Annotated in this window: 17 protein-coding genes; 7 read left to right on the plus strand and 10 right to left on the minus strand. The window is 74.1% G+C overall.

Annotated elements, in window-relative coordinates:
- Window position 1: 1 nt before the first annotated feature.
- The 3 genes from ACFYWQ_RS17125 to ACFYWQ_RS17135 form a co-directional block, all read right to left on the minus strand.
- On the minus strand, window positions 2-559 hold the full coding sequence (locus ACFYWQ_RS17125; protein ID WP_389517204.1) for a YbaK/EbsC family protein: 558 nt from the start codon (window positions 557-559) through the stop codon (window positions 2-4).
- Window positions 560-742: 183 nt separating this feature from the next.
- Window positions 743-1315, minus strand: a complete 573-nt coding sequence (locus ACFYWQ_RS17130) for a helix-turn-helix domain-containing protein (protein WP_389517206.1) — start codon at window positions 1313-1315, stop codon at window positions 743-745.
- Window positions 1316-1460: 145 nt separating this feature from the next.
- Window positions 1461-2225: an acyltransferase gene (locus tag ACFYWQ_RS17135; RefSeq protein WP_389517208.1), complete on the minus strand. Its 765-nt coding sequence runs from the start codon at window positions 2223-2225 to the stop codon at window positions 1461-1463.
- A gap of 122 nt (window positions 2226-2347) precedes the next feature.
- On the opposite strand from ACFYWQ_RS17135, the gene ACFYWQ_RS17140 reads away from it, so the two are divergent.
- Complete coding sequence (locus ACFYWQ_RS17140) at window positions 2348-2875, plus strand: gamma carbonic anhydrase family protein (protein WP_389517210.1); 528 nt, start codon at window positions 2348-2350, stop codon at window positions 2873-2875.
- A 57-nt stretch (window positions 2876-2932) separates the two neighbouring features.
- Here ACFYWQ_RS17140 and ACFYWQ_RS17145 read toward each other — a convergent pair whose 3' ends face one another.
- Window positions 2933-3595 (minus strand): DedA family protein, encoded by a 663-nt coding sequence (locus ACFYWQ_RS17145; protein WP_389517212.1) that lies wholly within the window; start codon window positions 3593-3595, stop codon window positions 2933-2935.
- Window positions 3596-3887: 292 nt separating this feature from the next.
- Here ACFYWQ_RS17145 and galU point away from each other — a divergent pair, with 292 nt between their 5' ends.
- On the plus strand, window positions 3888-4856 hold the full coding sequence (galU, locus tag ACFYWQ_RS17150; RefSeq protein ID WP_389517214.1) for a UTP--glucose-1-phosphate uridylyltransferase GalU: 969 nt from the start codon (window positions 3888-3890) through the stop codon (window positions 4854-4856).
- 122 nt (window positions 4857-4978) lie between these two features.
- On the opposite strand, the gene ACFYWQ_RS17155 is transcribed toward galU, so the two are convergent.
- Entirely contained in the window at window positions 4979-5416 is a 438-nt protein-coding gene (locus ACFYWQ_RS17155) for a DUF4442 domain-containing protein (protein ID WP_385079047.1), read from the minus strand.
- A 177-nt stretch (window positions 5417-5593) separates the two neighbouring features.
- On the opposite strand from ACFYWQ_RS17155, the gene ACFYWQ_RS17160 reads away from it, so the two are divergent.
- Both ACFYWQ_RS17160 and ACFYWQ_RS17165 read left to right on the plus strand, forming a co-directional pair.
- Entirely contained in the window at window positions 5594-6619 is a 1026-nt protein-coding gene (locus ACFYWQ_RS17160) for a hypothetical protein (RefSeq protein WP_389517216.1), read from the plus strand.
- 156 nt (window positions 6620-6775) lie between these two features.
- Window positions 6776-8167: an MFS transporter gene (locus tag ACFYWQ_RS17165; RefSeq protein ID WP_389517218.1), complete on the plus strand. Its 1392-nt coding sequence runs from the start codon at window positions 6776-6778 to the stop codon at window positions 8165-8167.
- Window positions 8168-8274: 107 nt separating this feature from the next.
- On the opposite strand, the gene ACFYWQ_RS17170 is transcribed toward ACFYWQ_RS17165, so the two are convergent.
- Entirely contained in the window at window positions 8275-9120 is an 846-nt protein-coding gene (locus ACFYWQ_RS17170; protein ID WP_389517220.1) for a spermidine synthase, read from the minus strand.
- Between the two features lie 248 nt (window positions 9121-9368).
- Window positions 9369-10538, minus strand: coding sequence for an elongation factor Tu (gene tuf, locus ACFYWQ_RS17175; protein ID WP_389517222.1), 1170 nt, complete (start codon window positions 10536-10538; stop codon window positions 9369-9371).
- A gap of 476 nt (window positions 10539-11014) precedes the next feature.
- Between tuf and ACFYWQ_RS17180 the strand changes: the two genes are divergently transcribed.
- On the plus strand, window positions 11015-11815 hold the full coding sequence (locus ACFYWQ_RS17180) for a TVP38/TMEM64 family protein (protein WP_389517224.1): 801 nt from the start codon (window positions 11015-11017) through the stop codon (window positions 11813-11815).
- A gap of 47 nt (window positions 11816-11862) precedes the next feature.
- A complete protein-coding gene (locus ACFYWQ_RS17185) occupies window positions 11863-12243 on the plus strand; it encodes a hypothetical protein (RefSeq protein ID WP_389517226.1) in 381 nt (126 codons plus the stop codon).
- Between the two features lie 54 nt (window positions 12244-12297).
- Here ACFYWQ_RS17185 and ACFYWQ_RS17190 read toward each other — a convergent pair whose 3' ends face one another.
- Genes ACFYWQ_RS17190 through ACFYWQ_RS17200 form a run of 3 tightly spaced genes read right to left on the minus strand, consistent with a single transcriptional unit; the run spans window position 12298 to window position 15094 of the window.
- The gene (locus tag ACFYWQ_RS17190; protein ID WP_389517228.1) at window positions 12298-13017 is read right to left on the minus strand and encodes a cupin domain-containing protein; all 720 of its coding nucleotides are present in this window, start codon (window positions 13015-13017) and stop codon (window positions 12298-12300) included.
- The gene (locus ACFYWQ_RS17195; RefSeq protein ID WP_389517230.1) at window positions 13011-13937 is read right to left on the minus strand and encodes a PmoA family protein; all 927 of its coding nucleotides are present in this window, start codon (window positions 13935-13937) and stop codon (window positions 13011-13013) included. Before ACFYWQ_RS17195 ends, ACFYWQ_RS17190 begins: the two co-directional genes overlap by 7 nt.
- A complete protein-coding gene (locus ACFYWQ_RS17200) occupies window positions 13934-15094 on the minus strand; it encodes a Gfo/Idh/MocA family protein (RefSeq protein ID WP_389517232.1) in 1161 nt (386 codons plus the stop codon). Before ACFYWQ_RS17200 ends, ACFYWQ_RS17195 begins: the two co-directional genes overlap by 4 nt.
- Before the next feature lie 344 nt (window positions 15095-15438).
- On the opposite strand from ACFYWQ_RS17200, the gene ACFYWQ_RS17205 reads away from it, so the two are divergent.
- The gene (locus ACFYWQ_RS17205; RefSeq protein WP_389517234.1) at window positions 15439-16314 is read left to right on the plus strand and encodes an undecaprenyl-diphosphate phosphatase; all 876 of its coding nucleotides are present in this window, start codon (window positions 15439-15441) and stop codon (window positions 16312-16314) included.
- Window positions 16315-16862 lie beyond the last annotated feature (548 nt).

The raw sequence follows: 16862 nt of genomic DNA on the forward strand, positions 1-16862 counted from the left end.
GTCAGGCCGTGCCGAGGCCGTCCAGCACCACCGCTCCCGGCAGGCCGGCGAACGCCTTGCCCGGCACGAGCAGCTTCCCGCGCCGGCGTCCGCTGCCCACCAGGACGTAGGGCAGATCGACGACGGCCGAGTCGACCAGTACCGGCCAGGTCTCGGGCAGCCCGACGGGGGTGATGCCGCCGTACTCCATGCCGGTCTCCCCGGTGGCCGTGTCCATCGACGCGAAGGAGGCTTTGCGGGCGCCGAGTTGACGGCGTACGACGCCGTTGACGTCGACGCGGGTGGTGGAGAGGACGACGCACGCGGCGAGCGTGGTGTCGCCGCCGCGCCGGCCCGCGACCACCACGCAGTTCGCCGACCGCTCCAGCAGTTCCTGCCCGTAGTGCGTTACGAAGACGGCGGTGTCGGCCCACCGCGGGTCGGTGTCGACGTAGAGGATCTGGTCGGCGGGGACGCTGCCGCCCCAGTGGCGTACGGCGTCGGCGACCGGGCGGGTCAGCTCGTCGAGGCAGTCGGGGGCGGGCCGGGCGTCGTCGAAGTGTCCGATGGGTGCGTCCATGGCCGCACGCTAACAGCAGCCCCACGGGCGGGCGGACGCCCGTCCCGGCGCACCGGGGGGACGAACCTCGCGGCCGGGGTCTCACCCCCGGACACGGCAGGCCGGACCGTACGGTCGGCGGACGCGCGGCCGACGGACTCGCGGCCGGCGGACGCCCGTCTCAGGGTTCGGCGGACGCCCGTCTCAGCGCACGGGCGGCACCGACACCGTCAGCACCATCTCCGTCGGCACCTCCCCGTGGTTGGCGTAGGTGTGGGCCGCGTCGGCCTCGAAGGTGACGCTGGCGCCGGCCGGGACACGGTACTCCGTTCCCTCGACGGTGAGGCTCAGTTCACCGGCCGTGACGTGGGCGATCTCGACCGTGCCGGCCGGGTGCGGGTCGGAGCCGCTGCTCTCGCCCGGCATCAGCCGCCAGTTCCACATCTCCAGCGGGCCGGGCGCCTCCGTGCCCGCGAGCAGCCGGCTGTAGCTGCCGGCCTCGGTGTGCCACAGCCGGACCACCTGGTCGGCCGGGACGACACGGACCTTGGGGCCCCGCTGGTAGTCGAGCAGGGTGGTGATGCTGACGCCGAGCGCGTCACCGATCTTGACGACCGTGCCGAGACTGGGGTTGGTGCGGGCCTGCTCGACCTGGATGAGCATCCCCCGGCTGACGCCGGCCCGGGCGGCCAGCACGTCCAGGGTGAAGCCGCGCACCGCGCGCCAGTGCCGGACGTTGCGCGCCAGGGACTGGGTCAGCAGGTCGAGGTCCGACACGTTCCGTCCACTTCGTTCAAACGTCGTTCACGTGCACCCGATCGTGCACCGAACTGTACTGCGAGCCTCCCGTGCCGGCGCTCTGCGCCCCGGCCACGAGCCTTCCGGGGGCCGGCCGGCCCCGGCGGCGGACCGCCGGCGCGGGTCAGGCCTCGGGCTCCAGCCGGGCCAGCCGCTCCGCCGCCTCCTCGTCCAGCCCCGACAGCGCGACGAGCTGCTGCGGGGTGACCCCGTCGGGGATCGGCACGGGCGCCGGGGTCCGCAACGGCGGCTGCCAGCCCTCGGCGGGCGTCCAGCGCCGTACGACGCGGGCGGGCGCCCCCGCGACCACGGCGTGGTCGGGCACGGTCCCGCGCACCACCGCCCCGGCCGCGACCACGACGTTCCGCCCGATCCGCGCCCCGGGCAGGATCACGGCCCCCGTGCCGATCCAGCACCCCGGCCCGATCTCCACGGGCTCCATCCGCGGCCACTGCCTGCCGATGGGCTCGTGCGGGTCGTCGTAGGAGTGGTTGGTGGAGGTGACGTAGACGTACGGCCCGAAGTAGCAGTCGCTGCCGATGGTGACCGTGGTGTCGGCGATGACGTGGCTGCCGCGGCCCAGGACGACGCCGTCTCCGACGCGCAGGATCGGATCGGGCCCGAGGTCCAGGTCGGGCATCAGGCCCGCGGTCAGCGTGACCTGCTCGCCGACGATGCAGTGCGCGCCGAGGTGGATCCACGGCTCCCCGAAGACCGTGCCGAGCGGGAACGCGAGCCGGGTGCCGGTGCCGATCGAGCCGAAGCGGAGGCGGCCGGGGTGCTCGGCGGTGACCGAGCCGGTCCGCTGCACCCAGGCCCAGCCCGCGTGGACGGCGCGCTGCGCGAGGCGGCGCCGCCAGGATGAGAACGTGTTCTTGCTCTTCGGCACCCGCACACGGTACTCAGCCCGCGCGGACCCCAGGACGTTGCAACCCTGTGATCTTCACCCCACGGGGTGGCGTACGGTGCCGGTGTACCGCGGACGAGGAGCGGACGAAGAGGAGACGGTTGATGACGCACAAGGCGCTGATCACGGGCATCGGCGGCAGGCAGCCATCGGTCCACGAGGAGGCCTTCGTGGCCCCCACGTCCTCGGTGATCGGGGACGTGACGCTGGGGGCGGGCGCCAGCGTCTGGTACGGCGCGGTGGTCCGCGGCGACGTCGAGCGGATCTCCGTCGGAGCGCGGAGCAACATCCAGGACAACTGCACCCTGCACGCCGACCCCGGTTTCCCCGTCACCATCGGCGAGCGGGTCTCCGTCGGGCACAACGCGGTCGTGCACGGTGCGACCGTGGGCGACGACTGCCTGATCGGGATGGGGGCGACCGTGCTGAACGGCGCGGTGATCGGGGAGGGCTCGCTCGTCGCCGCGCAGGCGCTGGTGCCGCAGGGGATGGAGGTGCCGCCGGGCTCGCTGGTCGCGGGGGTGCCGGCGAAGGTCAAGCGGGAGCTGACGGAGGAGGAGCGCCAGGGCGTCACGCTGAACGGCACCCTGTACGCGGACCTGGCCAAGGCCCACGGCGAGATCCACCGGTAGGGGGTGCCCGCGGCGGGCAGGTCGCGGCGCACCCTGCCCGGCCCGGTCCCGCCCGGACTACTCCGCGGCCGCCACGGCCTCCGCCTCGGCCCCGTCCTCCCGCGCGGCGTCCTGCGCCTGCATCGTGCGGGCCTTGCGCTTGATCACCAGCATGGACGTCAGGCCGATGAGCACGGCCACCACCAGTCCCAGCCAGGAGAACCTCTTCAGCCAGGACTCCGCGACGACACCCACGTAGTAGATGACGGCCGTCGTACCGCCCGCCCAGACGATCCCGCCGAGGACGTTGGCGATGAGGAACTTCCAGTACGGCATGTGCAGGACGCCCGCGAGCGGGCCCGCGAAGATGCGCAGCAGGGCGATGAAACGGCCGAAGAAGACGGCCCACATGCCCCACTTCTCGAAGGACCGCTCCGCCGTGGCGACGTGCCCCTCGCTGAAGTGCCGGGGGAACTTCCCGCCGAGCCAGGCAAGCAGCGGGCGTCCGCCCTTGCGGCCGATGGCGTAGCCGATGGAGTCGCCGATCACGGCGCCGGCGGTGGCGCAGGCACCGAGGACGAAGGGGTCGATCTCGCCGTGCTGGGAGGCGAGCAGGGCCGAGGAGACGAGGATGATCTCGCCCGGCAGCGGGATGCCCAGGCTCTCCAGGCCGATGACCAGACTCACCAGCGCGTAGATGGCGACCGGGGGTACGGCCTCGAGCCACTCCTGGACATGCATGGCCGATTCCTCCCGCTGGGCTGTGCCGAATCTGCTGATGACGGCTCTTCGGGTCGTACGGGCCCTTCCGGTTCCTCGCGGTGCGAGCGGTACGACCGGTACGACCGGTGCGCCGCGAGCGGGCGCACGGCAGGAAGCCTACCGGCTCGCCCGGGACCGCCGGCCCGGTTCCCCGTCCGTCCACCTCCGGGCCACGCCCGCGTGGGCGGGGGTTCACCGGGGTGTCCGTCGCACAGCAACCTCTTGGGTGACTCCCGGGATACTCCCAAACCTGTGAGCCAGCATGATCACCATGAGCGCCCCTCACTCCCCCTCCGTCGCCCCGCCCGCACCCGGCGTCCGCAAGGCGGTCGTCCCGGCAGCCGGACTGGGCACCCGCTTCCTGCCCGCGACGAAGGCGACCCCGAAGGAGATGCTTCCGGTCGTCGACAAGCCGGCCATCCAGTACGTCGTGGAGGAGGCCGCCGCGGCCGGCCTGGACGACGTCCTGATGGTCACCGGCCGCCACAAGCGGGCCATCGAGGACCACTTCGACCACGCCTTCGAGCTGGAGCAGGCCCTGGCGGCCAAGGGCGACACCGTACGACTGGACGCGGTCCGCGACCCGGCGCGCCTGGCCGACATCCACCACATCCGGCAGGGCGATCCGCTGGGCCTCGGCCACGCGGTGCTGTGCGCCCGCCACCACGTCGGCGACCAGCCGTTCGCGGTCCTCCTCGGCGACGACCTCATCGACCCGCGCGAGACGCTGCTCAGCCGGATGCTGGAGATCCGCGACCGGTACGCCGGCAGCGTGGTGGCCCTGATGGAGGTGCCGCCCGAGCAGGTCCACCTCTACGGCTGCGCCGCCGTCGAGCCCGCCGGTGAGGACGGCGTCGTACGCGTCACCGGTCTCGTCGAGAAGCCGGCCCGCGAGGACGCGCCGAGCCGGTACGCCGTCATCGGACGCTACGTCCTCGACCCGGCCGTCTTCGACGTCCTGGAGCGCACCGCGCCCGGACGCGGCGGCGAGATCCAGCTCACCGACGCCCTCCAGGAGCTGGCCGTGACGGGCACGGTGCACGGCGTGGTCTTCTCCGGCCGCCGCTACGACACCGGCGACAAGGCCGACTACCTGCGCACGGTGGTCCGGCTCGCCTGCGACCGGCCCGACCTCGGGCCGGAGTTCGTGGCCTGGCTGAAGGAGTTCGTGGCCGGGCTGGAGGACACCACCGGCGAGCGCGACGCGAACCGGGCGGAGCCGGAGCGCCGGGCGGCGTGACGACGGGCAGGGCCCCGACCAGAGGCGGATGCCGTGGCCGGGGCCCTGCCCCCACGAACGGGGTCGGCCCGCCGGACCGAGTCGGCTCACCCGTCAGCAGGCGGCCGACCCCGCGTCTCCGTTCAGCCGTTGGGGCGCAGGGTCCACACGACGGTCATCTCACCGGTGACCGCCCCGTCGCCCCGGTGGATCTCGATCCGTACCGGGAACTCGGGGCGCTCGCCGGCGTCGAGCTCGGCGACGACCTCGGCGGCCGGGCGGCCGAGGGTCGCGGTCGCCGTGACGGCGCCCATCGCCAGCTTGCGGTACGCGATCTCGGCGCTGACGGCGAGCGGCACGGCGCGGGAGAGCTGGTCGCCGAACGCGGCGAGGACGATCGCGCCGCTGGCGGACTCGCCGAGCGTGAACATCGCCCCGGCGTGCGGCCCGCCCACGTGGTTGTGGAAGTCGCTCTGGTCCGGCAGGGCCACCACGGCCTTCTCCGGCCCGGTCTCGAGGAACTCCAGGTTCAGGGTCCGGGCCATGGGCACCGTGGCGGCGAGCATCTCGCCGATGGACATCTGGTCTGCGCTCATGACGACGAGGTTACCCATGAGTAGCCGCCACCCACCAGGGCCGTGCCGCGGGCCGTCCACGGGTCCGGGCGGCCGGCCGCCGATACGGACCGCCGATTCGGTACGTCCCTGACAAGGGGTGGTGACCCATTCGTGTCCGGGACGGCACTAGGGTTTCAGGCCATGTGGCCAGGACAGCAGCCGCCCGGGGGAGAGCAGAACCCGCAGGCGCAGAACAATCCGTACCAGCAGCCGGGATACCAGCAGCAGCCCAATCCGTACCAGCAAGCCGGCTACCAGCAGCCCAACCCCTATGCGCCCACGGCGCAGTGGGGTGCTCCCGTGCCCGCGGGGCCTCCGCAGACCGGCGGCGGGGGCGGTGGCAACCGGACGAAGCTCATCGCGATCGTGGCGGCCACGGCCGTCGTCGTGGCCGCCGGTGTCACCGGCGCCCTGGTGCTCGGCGCCGAGGACGGGGAGCAGGCCGAGGGCGGTACCGGCAAGAGCAGCACGACCCCCACCGTGTCCGCGGATCCGAGCGGCTCCGCCTCGTCGTCGGCCGGCACGGACGACAACCCGCGCGGCACCGAGACGCTCGAACCGACCGTCGCGGGCTGGAAGGTCGTCGTGAACCCCAAGCGCGGGGTCGCCTTCGACGTGCCGGCGGACTGGGAGGTCCAGTCGCCGACCCTCAGTCAGGGCTTCGAGTGGGAGGACGAGGAACAGCCCGACGGCTACGACTCGATCATCCAGTCGGGCACCGTCGAGTACAAGTCCAAGTGGTGCACGGAGGACGACGACAAGGACGGCACGACCGACGACACCGCGCTCGCCATCGCCGGCACCAAGGGCGCCGAAGGCGCCAAGAACACCGACGAGATCGCGATCAACACGCCCGCCTGGTGGGTGTTCGGCGGCTACACCCAGCCGGACAAGAAGAGCCTCACGTTCGACGAGAAGGCCACCGCGTACACCACCGCCTCGGGCATCCAGGGCAGTTACGGATGGGCCCGGTCGACGAACACGCCCCAGACGGGCAAGTGCGCCTCCGACGGCAAGGCGATCACGTTCGGCTTCAAGAACTCCAAGGGCGACTACGTCTCCTGGAACCTGTACACGGCCAAGGGCGTGAAGGACGAACTGCCGGACGCGACGATCATGAAGATCCTCAGCACGGTACGGCTGCACGGCGAGCCGACGGAGGGATGACGGGGGGCCGACGGAGGGCCGACGGCCGCCGGAGGCGGCGGTACACGGCAGATCGGGCCGGGCGGCACGTCGGGCCGGTCCACGGCAGGTCAGGCCGGGCCTCACAGCAGGTGAAACGGTTTGGCAGATCGGTGGCCGGGCGGCGATAGTCGGCCGGTGACCTCTGCCGCCGCCGACCTCCGCTCCCGCCTGCGCGGACCCGCCTGGGCGGGCCGCAACTACAGACTGCTGACCGCCTCCGCGTTCGTCACGGGCCTCGGCAGCCACGGCGCCCTCATCGCCGCCGCGTTCGCCGTCATCGAGACGGGGGGCGACGGCGGCGACGTGGGCCTGGTGGCCGCGGCCCGCACCCTGCCCCTGGTGCTGTTCCTGCTGATCGGCGGCGCGGTCGCCGACCGGCTTCCGCGGCACCGGGTGATGGTCGCGGCCAACGCCCTCAACTGCCTCTCGCAGGCCGTGTTCGCCGTGCTCGTGCTCACCGGCGAGCCCCGGTTGTGGCAGATGATGCTGCTGACCGCGCTGGGCGGCACCGGTCAGGCGTTCTTCAGCCCCGCCGCCGAGGGCATGCTGCTGTCGTGCGTCGAGGGCGAGCAGGCCGGCCGGGCGTTCGCGCTGTTCCGGATGGCGATGCAGGGCGCGGTGTTCGCCGGTGCGGCCCTCGGCGGTGCGATGGTCGCCGTGGTGGGACCGGGCTGGGTGCTCGCGGCGGACGCCGCCGCGTTCGCGCTCGCCGGGACGCTGCGTGCGTTCCTCGACGTCGGACATCTGCCGGAGCGCGGCCGGGGCGGTGGCGTGCTGGCCGATCTCCGGGAGGGCTGGCGGGAGTTCAGCGGCCGGCCGTGGCTGTGGGGCATCGTCCTCCAGTTCTCGATCGCGAACGCGGTCGTCGGCGCCGCCGACGCGGTCTACGGCCCTCTCGTCGCCCGGGACCATCTGGGCGGGGCGGGCCCCTGGGGCCTCGCCCTGGGCTTCTTCGGGGCCGGCACGGTGGCCGGTGCCGTGCTGATGACCCGCTGGAGACCCCGCCGGCTGCTCCTCGCCGGCACCCTGTGCGTCTTCCCCCTGGCGCTGCCGTCCGCGGCCCTCGCCGTCCCCGTCCCGGTGGGCGTCCTGTGCGCGGTGATGTTCCTGACGGGGGTCACCCTGGAGGTCTTCGGCGTCTCCTGGATGACCGCGCTGCACCAGGAGATCCCCGAGGAGAAACTCTCCCGGATCTCGGCCTACGACTGGTTCGGGTCGGTAGCGCTGGTCCCCCTCGCCACGGCCCTGGCGGGCCCCGCGGAGTCCGCGTTCGGCCGCACGGCCGCCCTGTGGGGCTGCGCCACGCTGGTCGTCGTCGTCACGGCGGCGGTGCTGTGCGTGCCCGAGGTACGCCGTCTGACCCGCCGTACCCGGCCCGTGGGCCGGGGCGAGCCGGACGGTGACGACACGGCCGAGAGGGACGACCCGCGCCGGGCGGACGAGAACCCGCACCGAGCGGACCAGGACCCACACGGGGCGTACGAGGGGACGGCCGGGGCGGCGGAGGCGGGGCCCGGCAGTGGCTGAAGCCCCGGGCGTCGGCCGTCGGGCCCTTTTCCGGCGAGGGCGTCGGAACACCGCGCGTCCCGGCCGCCCGGTGTGCGCGGAACACACGCGCGGCCGGCGGCCGGTGGTCAGCCGATACTGAACGCCCCGCCGGGCGGCTCCGGCGACGGGATCGCCGCCTCGTCCCGCACGGGTACGGCGTCGCCGACGAAGCCCCGCAGGCCGGGCCCGTGTTCGACGCGGGCCGGGAAGGCGTCGGAGGCGGTGAGGCGGGCCAGGGCGGTGACGTCGAGGGGGTGCTGGGCGGCGACGAGGACCGCGTTGCCGAAACGGCGGCCGCGCAGCACCGCCGGCTCGGCGATGAGGGCGAGTTCCTCGAAGACGGCCGCGAAGGTGGCGAGTTGGGAGCGCAGGAAGGCGAACGGCGCCGCGTCCGCGAGGTTCGCCAGGTAGACGCCGTCGGCGCGCAGGACGCGGCCGGCCTCGTGGGCGTAGGCGAGGGACGTCAGGTGGGCGGGGACGCGGGAGCCGCCGAAGACGTCGGCGACGACCACGTCGGCGGAGCCGGCCGGGGCCGCCTCCAGCCAGGTCCGGGCGTCGGCCGCGTGCAGGGTGATGCCGCTGCCGGCCGGGACGGGCAGGTGGTCGGCCACCATCTCCAGCAGGCCGCGGTCGGCCTCGACGACGTCCTGCCGGGAGCCCGGCCGGGTCGCGGCGACGTACCGGGGCAGGGTGAGCGCCCCGCCCCCGAGGTGCAGCACGTCCAGGGGCCGCCCCGGCTCGGCGACGGTGTCCAGGACGTGCCCGAGCCGCCGCGCGTACTCGAACTCCAGGTGCGTCGGCTCGTCCAGGTCGACGTACGACTGCGGCGCACCGTCGACCGTCAGCAGCCATGCCCGCGCCCGGTCGACGTCCGGCATCAGCTTGGCGGTGCCGTGGTCGACGGCTCGGGTGACGGGTATGGCTTCGCTCACCCTGTCATTGTGCCCGCGCCGGGACACCCCGGAGGGGCCAGGGGGACCGCGGCCCGGCACCCGGGGGACCATGGACCGGCGCTCAGGGGACCGTGGCCTGGCACACAGGGGGACCGCGGACCCGCGCCCGGGCGGGGCACGGACCGGTTTCCCGTCCGGTCCGCGCCCCTGAGCTCGTCAGGGCCTGAGCCCGTCAGGCCTTCGGCCCTTCGAGCCCTCCCCCTTCGAGCCCTTCCCCCTTCCCCTCCTCACACGACGGCGGTCACGGTCCCGGCGCCCACGGTCCGCCCGCCCTCACGGATGGCGAAACCCAGTCCCGCCTCCAGCGGGACCTCGCGCCCCAGTTCGACGGTCATGGTGACCGTCTCCCCGGGCCGCGCCACGGCCGCCTCGCCGAGGTCGATGTCACCGACCACGTCCGCCGTGCGGATGTAGAACTGCGGCCGGTACCCGGAGGCGACCGGCGTCGAACGGCCGCCCTCCCCCGCCGACAGCACGTACACCTGGGCGGTGAACCGCCGCCGGGGCACCACGCTCCCCGGCGCCGCGACCACGTGCCCCCGCCGGACGGCGTCCCGTGGCACGCCCCGCAGCAGCAGGGCCACGTTGTCCCCGGCCTGGGCCTCCTCCATCGGCTTGCCGAAGGTCTCCACACCGGTCACCACGGTGTCCAGGCCGGCGCCGAGCACCTCGACCCGGTCGCCGACGCGTACCGTGCCCCGCTCGACCGCGCCGGTGACGACGGTGCCCCGGCCGGTGATGGTGAGCACGTTCTCCACGGGCAGCAGGAACGGCGCGTCCACGTACCGCTCGGGCATCGGCACGTACGTGTCGACCGCGTCGAGCAGCGCGTCGATGGACGCCGTCCACCGCGGGTCGCCCTCCAGGGCCTTCAGCCCCGAGACCCGGACGACGGGCGCGGAGTCACCGCCGTAGCCGTGCGCGGAGAGCAGGTCGCGGACCTCCAGCTCCACGAGGTCGGACAGCTCCTCGTCCCCCGCGTCGGCCTTGTTGAGGGCGACGACGATGTGGTCGACGCCCACCTGCCGGGCGAGCAGGACGTGTTCGGCGGTCTGCGGCATGATCCCGTCGAGCGCGGAGACGACGAGGATCGCCCCGTCGAGCTGCGCGGCGCCGGTGACCATGTTCTTGACGTAGTCGGCGTGGCCCGGCATGTCGACGTGCGCGTAGTGCCGGGTGTCGGTCTCGTACTCGACGTGCGCGATGTTGATGGTGATGCCGCGCGCCGCCTCCTCGGGGGCGCGGTCGATGCGGTCGAACGGCACGAAGGTTCCGGCGCCGCGCTCGGCGAGGACCTTGGTGATCGCGGCGGTCAGCGTGGTCTTGCCGTGGTCGACGTGTCCCATGGTGCCGATGTTCAGGTGCGGTTTGGTGCGCACGTAGGCCGTCTTGGGCATGGCGGTACCTCGAAGCTCTCAGGAAGGGTGCTGCGTGACGGCCCCGGCGGCGGCGAGGACGCCGGCCGGGACGGGGACCCCTGGGAACCTTCCGACCCTCCCCCTGCGGGGTCCGCCGGACGATCCGGAGAGGGTCAGCTTCGGGCTCCGTCGACTGCGGCCGTGAGAACGGGGACGGCAGCCTTCGGGGCATCCGCGACGGCGGATGCTGCGAGGACGAAGGCGTACCGGAACATGGGGTCGATCCTCGCCGACGGTCCGACCGGTGTCGAACGGTTTTCTCCGGGCCGGCGCCTCCGGACGGCGTCGGCGCGGACGCCGGACACCGCACGCCGGACACCGCACGCCGGACACCGGACGCCGGCCGACGGACGCCGGCCGACGGGCCCTCCACGACACCGTCCGTTCCCGTACCTGTGACGGCGCTGGGACGCTCCATACGGCGATCACACGCATCCGTCGGTTAGTGTCGCCGGATGCTCGATGCCACCACCCGCTCTGGGGGCACCGCCACGGCCTCTCCCCGGGCCGCCGCCACGGAGCTCCTCCTCCCCGCCCCCGTACCCGTCCTGCTCCCACCGCCGCCCGGGCCCGGGCCCGCCGGTGTCGGCGCGCGCTGCACGAGAGTGCTGCTGTCGCCGTGGTCCCGTTTCTCCCTACTGGTCGCGCTGCTCGCGGCGGCCGCGTCGAGCGTGCTGCTCTTCGAGCCGCAGAAACTGCTCGCGGACGGCTGGCCGCCCCAGCTGGGCGGCGCCACGGCGGCGCTCGTGTTCGCGGTCGCGTACGGGCTGTGCACGGTGGCGTTCGTGCCGCGGCCGCTGCTGAACCTGGCCGCGGGCGCGCTGTTCGGCTGGCAGCTCGGGCTCGGCGCGGCCCTGGGGGGCACCGTGCTGGGCGCCGGGATCGCCTTCGGGCTCGGCCGGCTCCTCGGGCAGGACGCCCTGCGGCCGCTGCTGCGGGGGCGGCTCCTGCGGGCGGCGGACGGCCAGTTGAGCCGGCACGGGCTGCGCTCGATGCTGGCGGCCCGGCTGTTCCCGGGGGTGCCGTTCTGGGCCGCGAACTACTGCGCCGCCGTGTCCCGGATGGGCTGGCTGCCGTTCCTGGCCGCGACCGCGCTCGGCTCGGTCCCGAACACGGCGGCCTACGTGGTCGCCGGTGCCAGCGCCTCCTCCCCCACGTCGCCGGGGTTCCTGATCGCCCTGGCCGGCATCACCCTGCCCGCGCTGGCCGGCACGGTCGTGGCATGGCGCAAACGCCACCACCTGCGACGGCGGTGACGTCCGACCCGGTTGGCCCCGGCAGCCCGATCGGCCAAGCTGGGAGCATGCCTCGCAGACTCATGTTCGTGCACCTCAAAACGGGCTACGACATCGACCGCGGACCCTCGTGGATCGGGTGGGTGGACTTCTCCAGGACCTGGAGGACGGCGTACTTCCGAGGACGGACACTGCGGCGCGGGACGGGTCTCGGCCTGTTCGACGCGAACTTCCGCGACGTCGAGACCGGTGAGGACTTCTGGATCTCCGGCCCGAAACGCGACCGGAGCGACACACGGTACGGGCCGGGGGGACCGGTCGTGGAGGAGGACGCCGCGGACGCCTACCGGGCGTTCCTCCAAGGGGCGTCCCCGCCCGGCCGGGAGGCCGGCCAGGGACCCGGCCCGGGACCCCGCCGGGGAGTGTCCCGTGAGACGAGGGAGCGCTGAGGAATCAGCTCAGCTCCGCTCCGCTCCCGGGGCGGGCCGTGGTCACGGCCCGCCTCACGGCCGCGGCGGCGGGTACACGTCCAGCCGTCCGCACATCCCGAACCTTCCCTGCTCCACAGGCTGTTCGGACCCTACGAGGGCGGCGGCGAGGTGGGAGACGTCGCCGGCCGCCAGCCGGTCGAGCTGCTCCCCCGTCGCCTCCGCGGCCGCCCGGGCGCCACGCAGCCAGCGCTCGCGCCACTCGGCGAGGCGGGGCCGCACGAGGGCCGCGGCGGCCCGGTGGAAGGCGGCCAGGGCCTCGGGGCCGTCCGCCTCGCGCAGGGCGCGGTAGCCCTCCAGGGCGAGGTCGCGGCGGGCGCGGGTGAGGCGCTCGCGCTCCGCCTCCGGCGCGTCGGCCGGGACGGCGGTGGCGGCGGCGTAGGTCTCCGGGTCGGTCAGGTACCGCGGCGGCAGGGTGAGGACGGCGTCGCCCGCCTCCGGCAGTCCGCCGTTCTGCATCAGGACGGTGATGCGCAGGTCCCCTTCGTTGACCAGCCGGTGGACGGTGCCCGGGGTGAACCAGGCGACCGTGCCGGGCGTGAGGGGGGTGACCTCGTACCCGGAGGAGGTGAGCGTCTGCACCGCGCCCCGCCCGCCGGTGACGACGTACCCCTCCGAACAGGCCAGGTGCAGATGGGGCGTTCCGCCGCGCAGGCCGTCGGCGGCGGGCCAGTCGTAGACGCACAGGCGGGAGAGGCCGACGCCGCCGGGCAGGCCCGGATGCGTGCTCACCACGGGTGGGCCCGCAGGTACTCGGCGATGTCCTCCCGCTCCCAGGCCCCGTCGGCCACGACGACGCGGTAGCGGCGGGTGAGGGTGTCGCCGGGGGCCAGCTCCAGCTCGTCGTGGTACGCCCAGGAGGGGGCGATGCCGGCGAAGGGCTCGTTGCGCACGAACCAGTGGGCGGGGTGGGCGCCCCGGGTGCCGGAGTGGTCGTTCTCCGGGGCGTGGGCGAAGACGACCGTGGCGTGGCCGTCGGTGCCGTCGTGCTCGCCGGAGAGGGCGAGCCAGGGGCTCTGGGTGCCCATCAGCTCCGGTCCCTCCCCCTCGGGGCCGAGGACACGGCCGTCCCGGAAGGCGCGCGGGCCGCGCCAGAACAGGCCCGTGTAGCCGGCCGCCTCGCGTCCGGCGGTGGTCGGGCTGCCGAACCGCAGCGGCTCGTCACGGCGGTTGGTGATGGCGCTGGTCCAGGTCAGCGCCCAGGCCCCGGCATCCCGGTCGACGTCGTGCACCTCGATCCGGCGTGTCTCCCCGGCCCACAGCTCGCCTCCGTACGGGTGCCAGGTCAGGCGCTCGGCGATGACGGCCCGGTCGCCCTCGCAGACCAGCTCGTCGAAGCCGGCGTGCGCCATCGAGCCGACCCGCTCGGGGAGTTCGAGGTAGCCCTCGCCGTGGACGTAGCTGTTGCCGCCCCACAGGTTCGCGCCCGAGAGGTGGGAGGCGGTCAGCGACAGGCCCTTGTGCCAGCGGTGGTCGTTGGGCCGGTAGTCGGTGACGACGTCGCCCGCGAGGGTGCGCAGGGGGTGGATGTACGGCTTCGGCGCCTCCCAGGCGGCCTCCGGCCGGTAGACGTAGGCCAGCAGTTCGACGCCGGTGACCGGGTCGGCGACCGTGACGCGGTCGCCGTGCGCGTGGACGAGACGCAGACCGGTCACGCGGACACCTCCTCGGCGGCCGGGACGGCGGCCGGCGCCCAGCCGGGGGCGCCGCCGTGCAGGGCGGTGTAGTAGGGGTCGCCGGGGCCGATGCCGCCCCGCCGCACCGTGGTGTCGGTGAACGCCGACTTGTACAGCGCGGTGACCAGTTCCAGGCTGGTGCGCCCGTCGACGCCGCTGCTGCGCGGCCGTTCGCCCGCCCGCATGCTCGCGACCAGCTCGCGCAGCTGCGCCAGGTGCGAGCTGGGCACGTCCGGTCCGAAGTCCTGCCAGTCGGCCGCCCGGTCCGCGGGGACGTCCGGGGCCGGCGTGATGCGCCAGTTGGCGTTGGAGTGGCCGTAGAGGTGCGTGAGTTCGACCGTGGCGCGTTCGCAGTCGATCCGGATGCGGCTGACCTCGTCGGGGCTCAGGACGCTGTTCACGATGGTGGCCATGGCGCCGTTCTCGAAGCGCACCAGCGCGGTGGAGACGTCCTCGGTCTCCACGTCGTGCACGAGCCGGCCGGCCATGGCGCGGACCTCGCTCCAGGGCCCGAGCAGGTCCAGCAGCAGGTCCATCTGGTGGATGCCGTGGCCCATGGCGGGCCCGCCGCCCTCGGTCCGCCAGCGGCCGCGCCAGGGCACGGCGTAGTAGGCGGTGTCGCGGTACCAGGTCGTCTGGCAGTGCGCCACCAGCGGCCGGCCGAGGGCCTCCTCGGCGAGCAGCCGCCGTACGTGCCGGGAGCCGGACCCGAAGCGGTGCTGGAAGACGATCGAGGAGTACGGGCCGCCCTCGGCCCCCTCCTCCGCCCGGACGGCGTCGTAGTCGGCGAGCGTCGGCACCGGGGGCTTCTCGCACCACACCCAGGCGCCGGCCCGCAGCGCGGCCACACTCTGCTCGCGGTGCAGGGTCGGCGGGGTGCAGATCGTCACCAGGTCGGGGCGCTGCTCGGCGAGCATCCGGTCCAGGTCGGTGTAGGCGTGCGGGACCCCGCCTTCCGCGCAGAAGGCCTCGGCGGCGGCGGCGTCGATGTCGACGGCCGCGACGACCTCGGTCTCCCCCTCCGCCGCGAGCTGCTGGAGGGCGGGCAGGTGCGAGCCGCGGGCGATGGCACCGGTGCCGACGATGGCGGCACGGATGCGGCGGCCGGCGAGCGGAGCGGATGCGGGTGGGGTCATGGGCGTGATCAGCACTCCTCCGACGAACGACCGTACAAGCGAGCGAGCGGGCGGGCGCCCGGGCCGTCACGCCTCGCCTGACAGGGGGAGGACGGGCGCCGAGCGCGCAGCAAGCGCTTTCTCTGCGCCAGCAACGTAAGCGGCTGCCCACCGGTGGGTCAACACATCCGCGCAGGTCGGCTGCCACGCGCGCCTCCCCTCCGCGGTCCCCTTCGAAACCCCTGTGCCCGGCCTGTCGCCGGGGGACGCTACGCTGCCCTTCGACACACCACTTGATCACCTCGTGCGGCGGCCCGCCGGGTCCGTCGCCCCCTCTCCGATCGGCACTTGGACTCCGTAACCTCATGTCTTGGTTTGAATCCCTCATCCTCGGACTCGTCCAGGGGCTGACCGAGTTCCTCCCCGTCTCCTCCAGCGCGCACCTGCGGCTGACCGCCGCCTTCTCGGGCTGGGAGGATCCCGGCGCCGCCTTCACGGCGATCACCCAGATCGGCACCGAGGCCGCGGTGCTCATCTACTTCCGCAAGGACATCGGGCGCATCCTCTCGGCGTGGTCCCGCTCACTGTTCGACAAGACGATGCGCAAGGACCACGACGCCCAGATGGGCTGGCTGGTCATCGTCGGCTCGATCCCGATCGGCGTGCTCGGCGTCACGCTCAAGGACCAGATCGAGGGTCCCTTCCGTGATCTGCGGGTCACCGCGACCATGCTCGTGGTGGTCGGCGTCGTGATCGGCATCGCCGACCGGCTCGCGGCCCGCGACGAGAAGGCCGGGCGCCACCGCGCGCCCAAGCAGCGCAAGACCCTGGACAACCTGGGCGTGAAGGACGGCCTGATCTTCGGCCTCTGCCAGGCCTGCGCCCTCATCCCCGGTGTCTCCCGCTCCGGCGCCACCATCAGCGGCGGCCTGTTCATGGGCTACCAGCGCGAGGCCGCGGCCCGGTACTCGTTCCTGCTCGCCATCCCCGCGGTCCTCGCCTCCGGCACCTTCGAACTGAAGGACGCGATGGAGGGCGGCCATGTGGACTGGGGGCCGACGGCGTTCGCGACGGTGATCGCGTTCGCGTCCGGGTACGCGGTCATCGCGTGGTTCATGAAGTTCATCAGCACCAAGTCCTTCATGCCGTTCGTCTACTACCGCGTGCTGCTCGGCATCGTGCTGATCGGCCTGGTCACGGCGGGCGTCCTCAGCCCGCATGCGGCGGAGTCGGCGGGCTGAGGACGGGGTGGCCGTCCCGAGGAGTCCTCGGGACGGCGGCCTGGTCGCCCGGGACGGCGCAGTCGCCCTCGGGGCGGCCGAGGAAGCTTCGGGGCGGCCGAGGAAGCTTCGGGGCGGGCCGAGACCGTCGGGGGCGGGCGGCGGGCGGTGCGCGGCGGGCTTTGATCGGCCGCTCCGGCTCGACCCCTCCGGCTCGACCCCTCCGGCTTGGCCGCCCTGGCTCGGCTGGCTGCCCTGCCCGGACGCGGGCGCTTGCGCCGCCCGGCTGTCCCGCACCGGCGGTCGGTCCGCGGCCGCCGCCCCGGGGCGCGCCCGTCCGGCCTCACCCGGCGAGCGGCCCCCGGCCGCCGACCTGGGCACTCGCCCGTCCGCGCGGCCTCCATCGGGGCCGGTGACCGGCCCCCGGCCCGGCCCCGCGGCCGGTTCCCCAACGCACCTGCACCTCGCTCCCGGCTCCCGGCTCCCGGCTCCCGGCTCCCGGCTCCCGGCTCCCGGCTCCCGGCTCCCGGCTCCCGGCTCCCGGCTCCCGGCTCCCGGCTCCCGGCTCC

The organism is Streptomyces sp. NPDC003247 (genome assembly GCF_042888135.1).
Classification (GTDB): domain Bacteria; phylum Actinomycetota; class Actinomycetes; order Streptomycetales; family Streptomycetaceae; genus Streptomyces.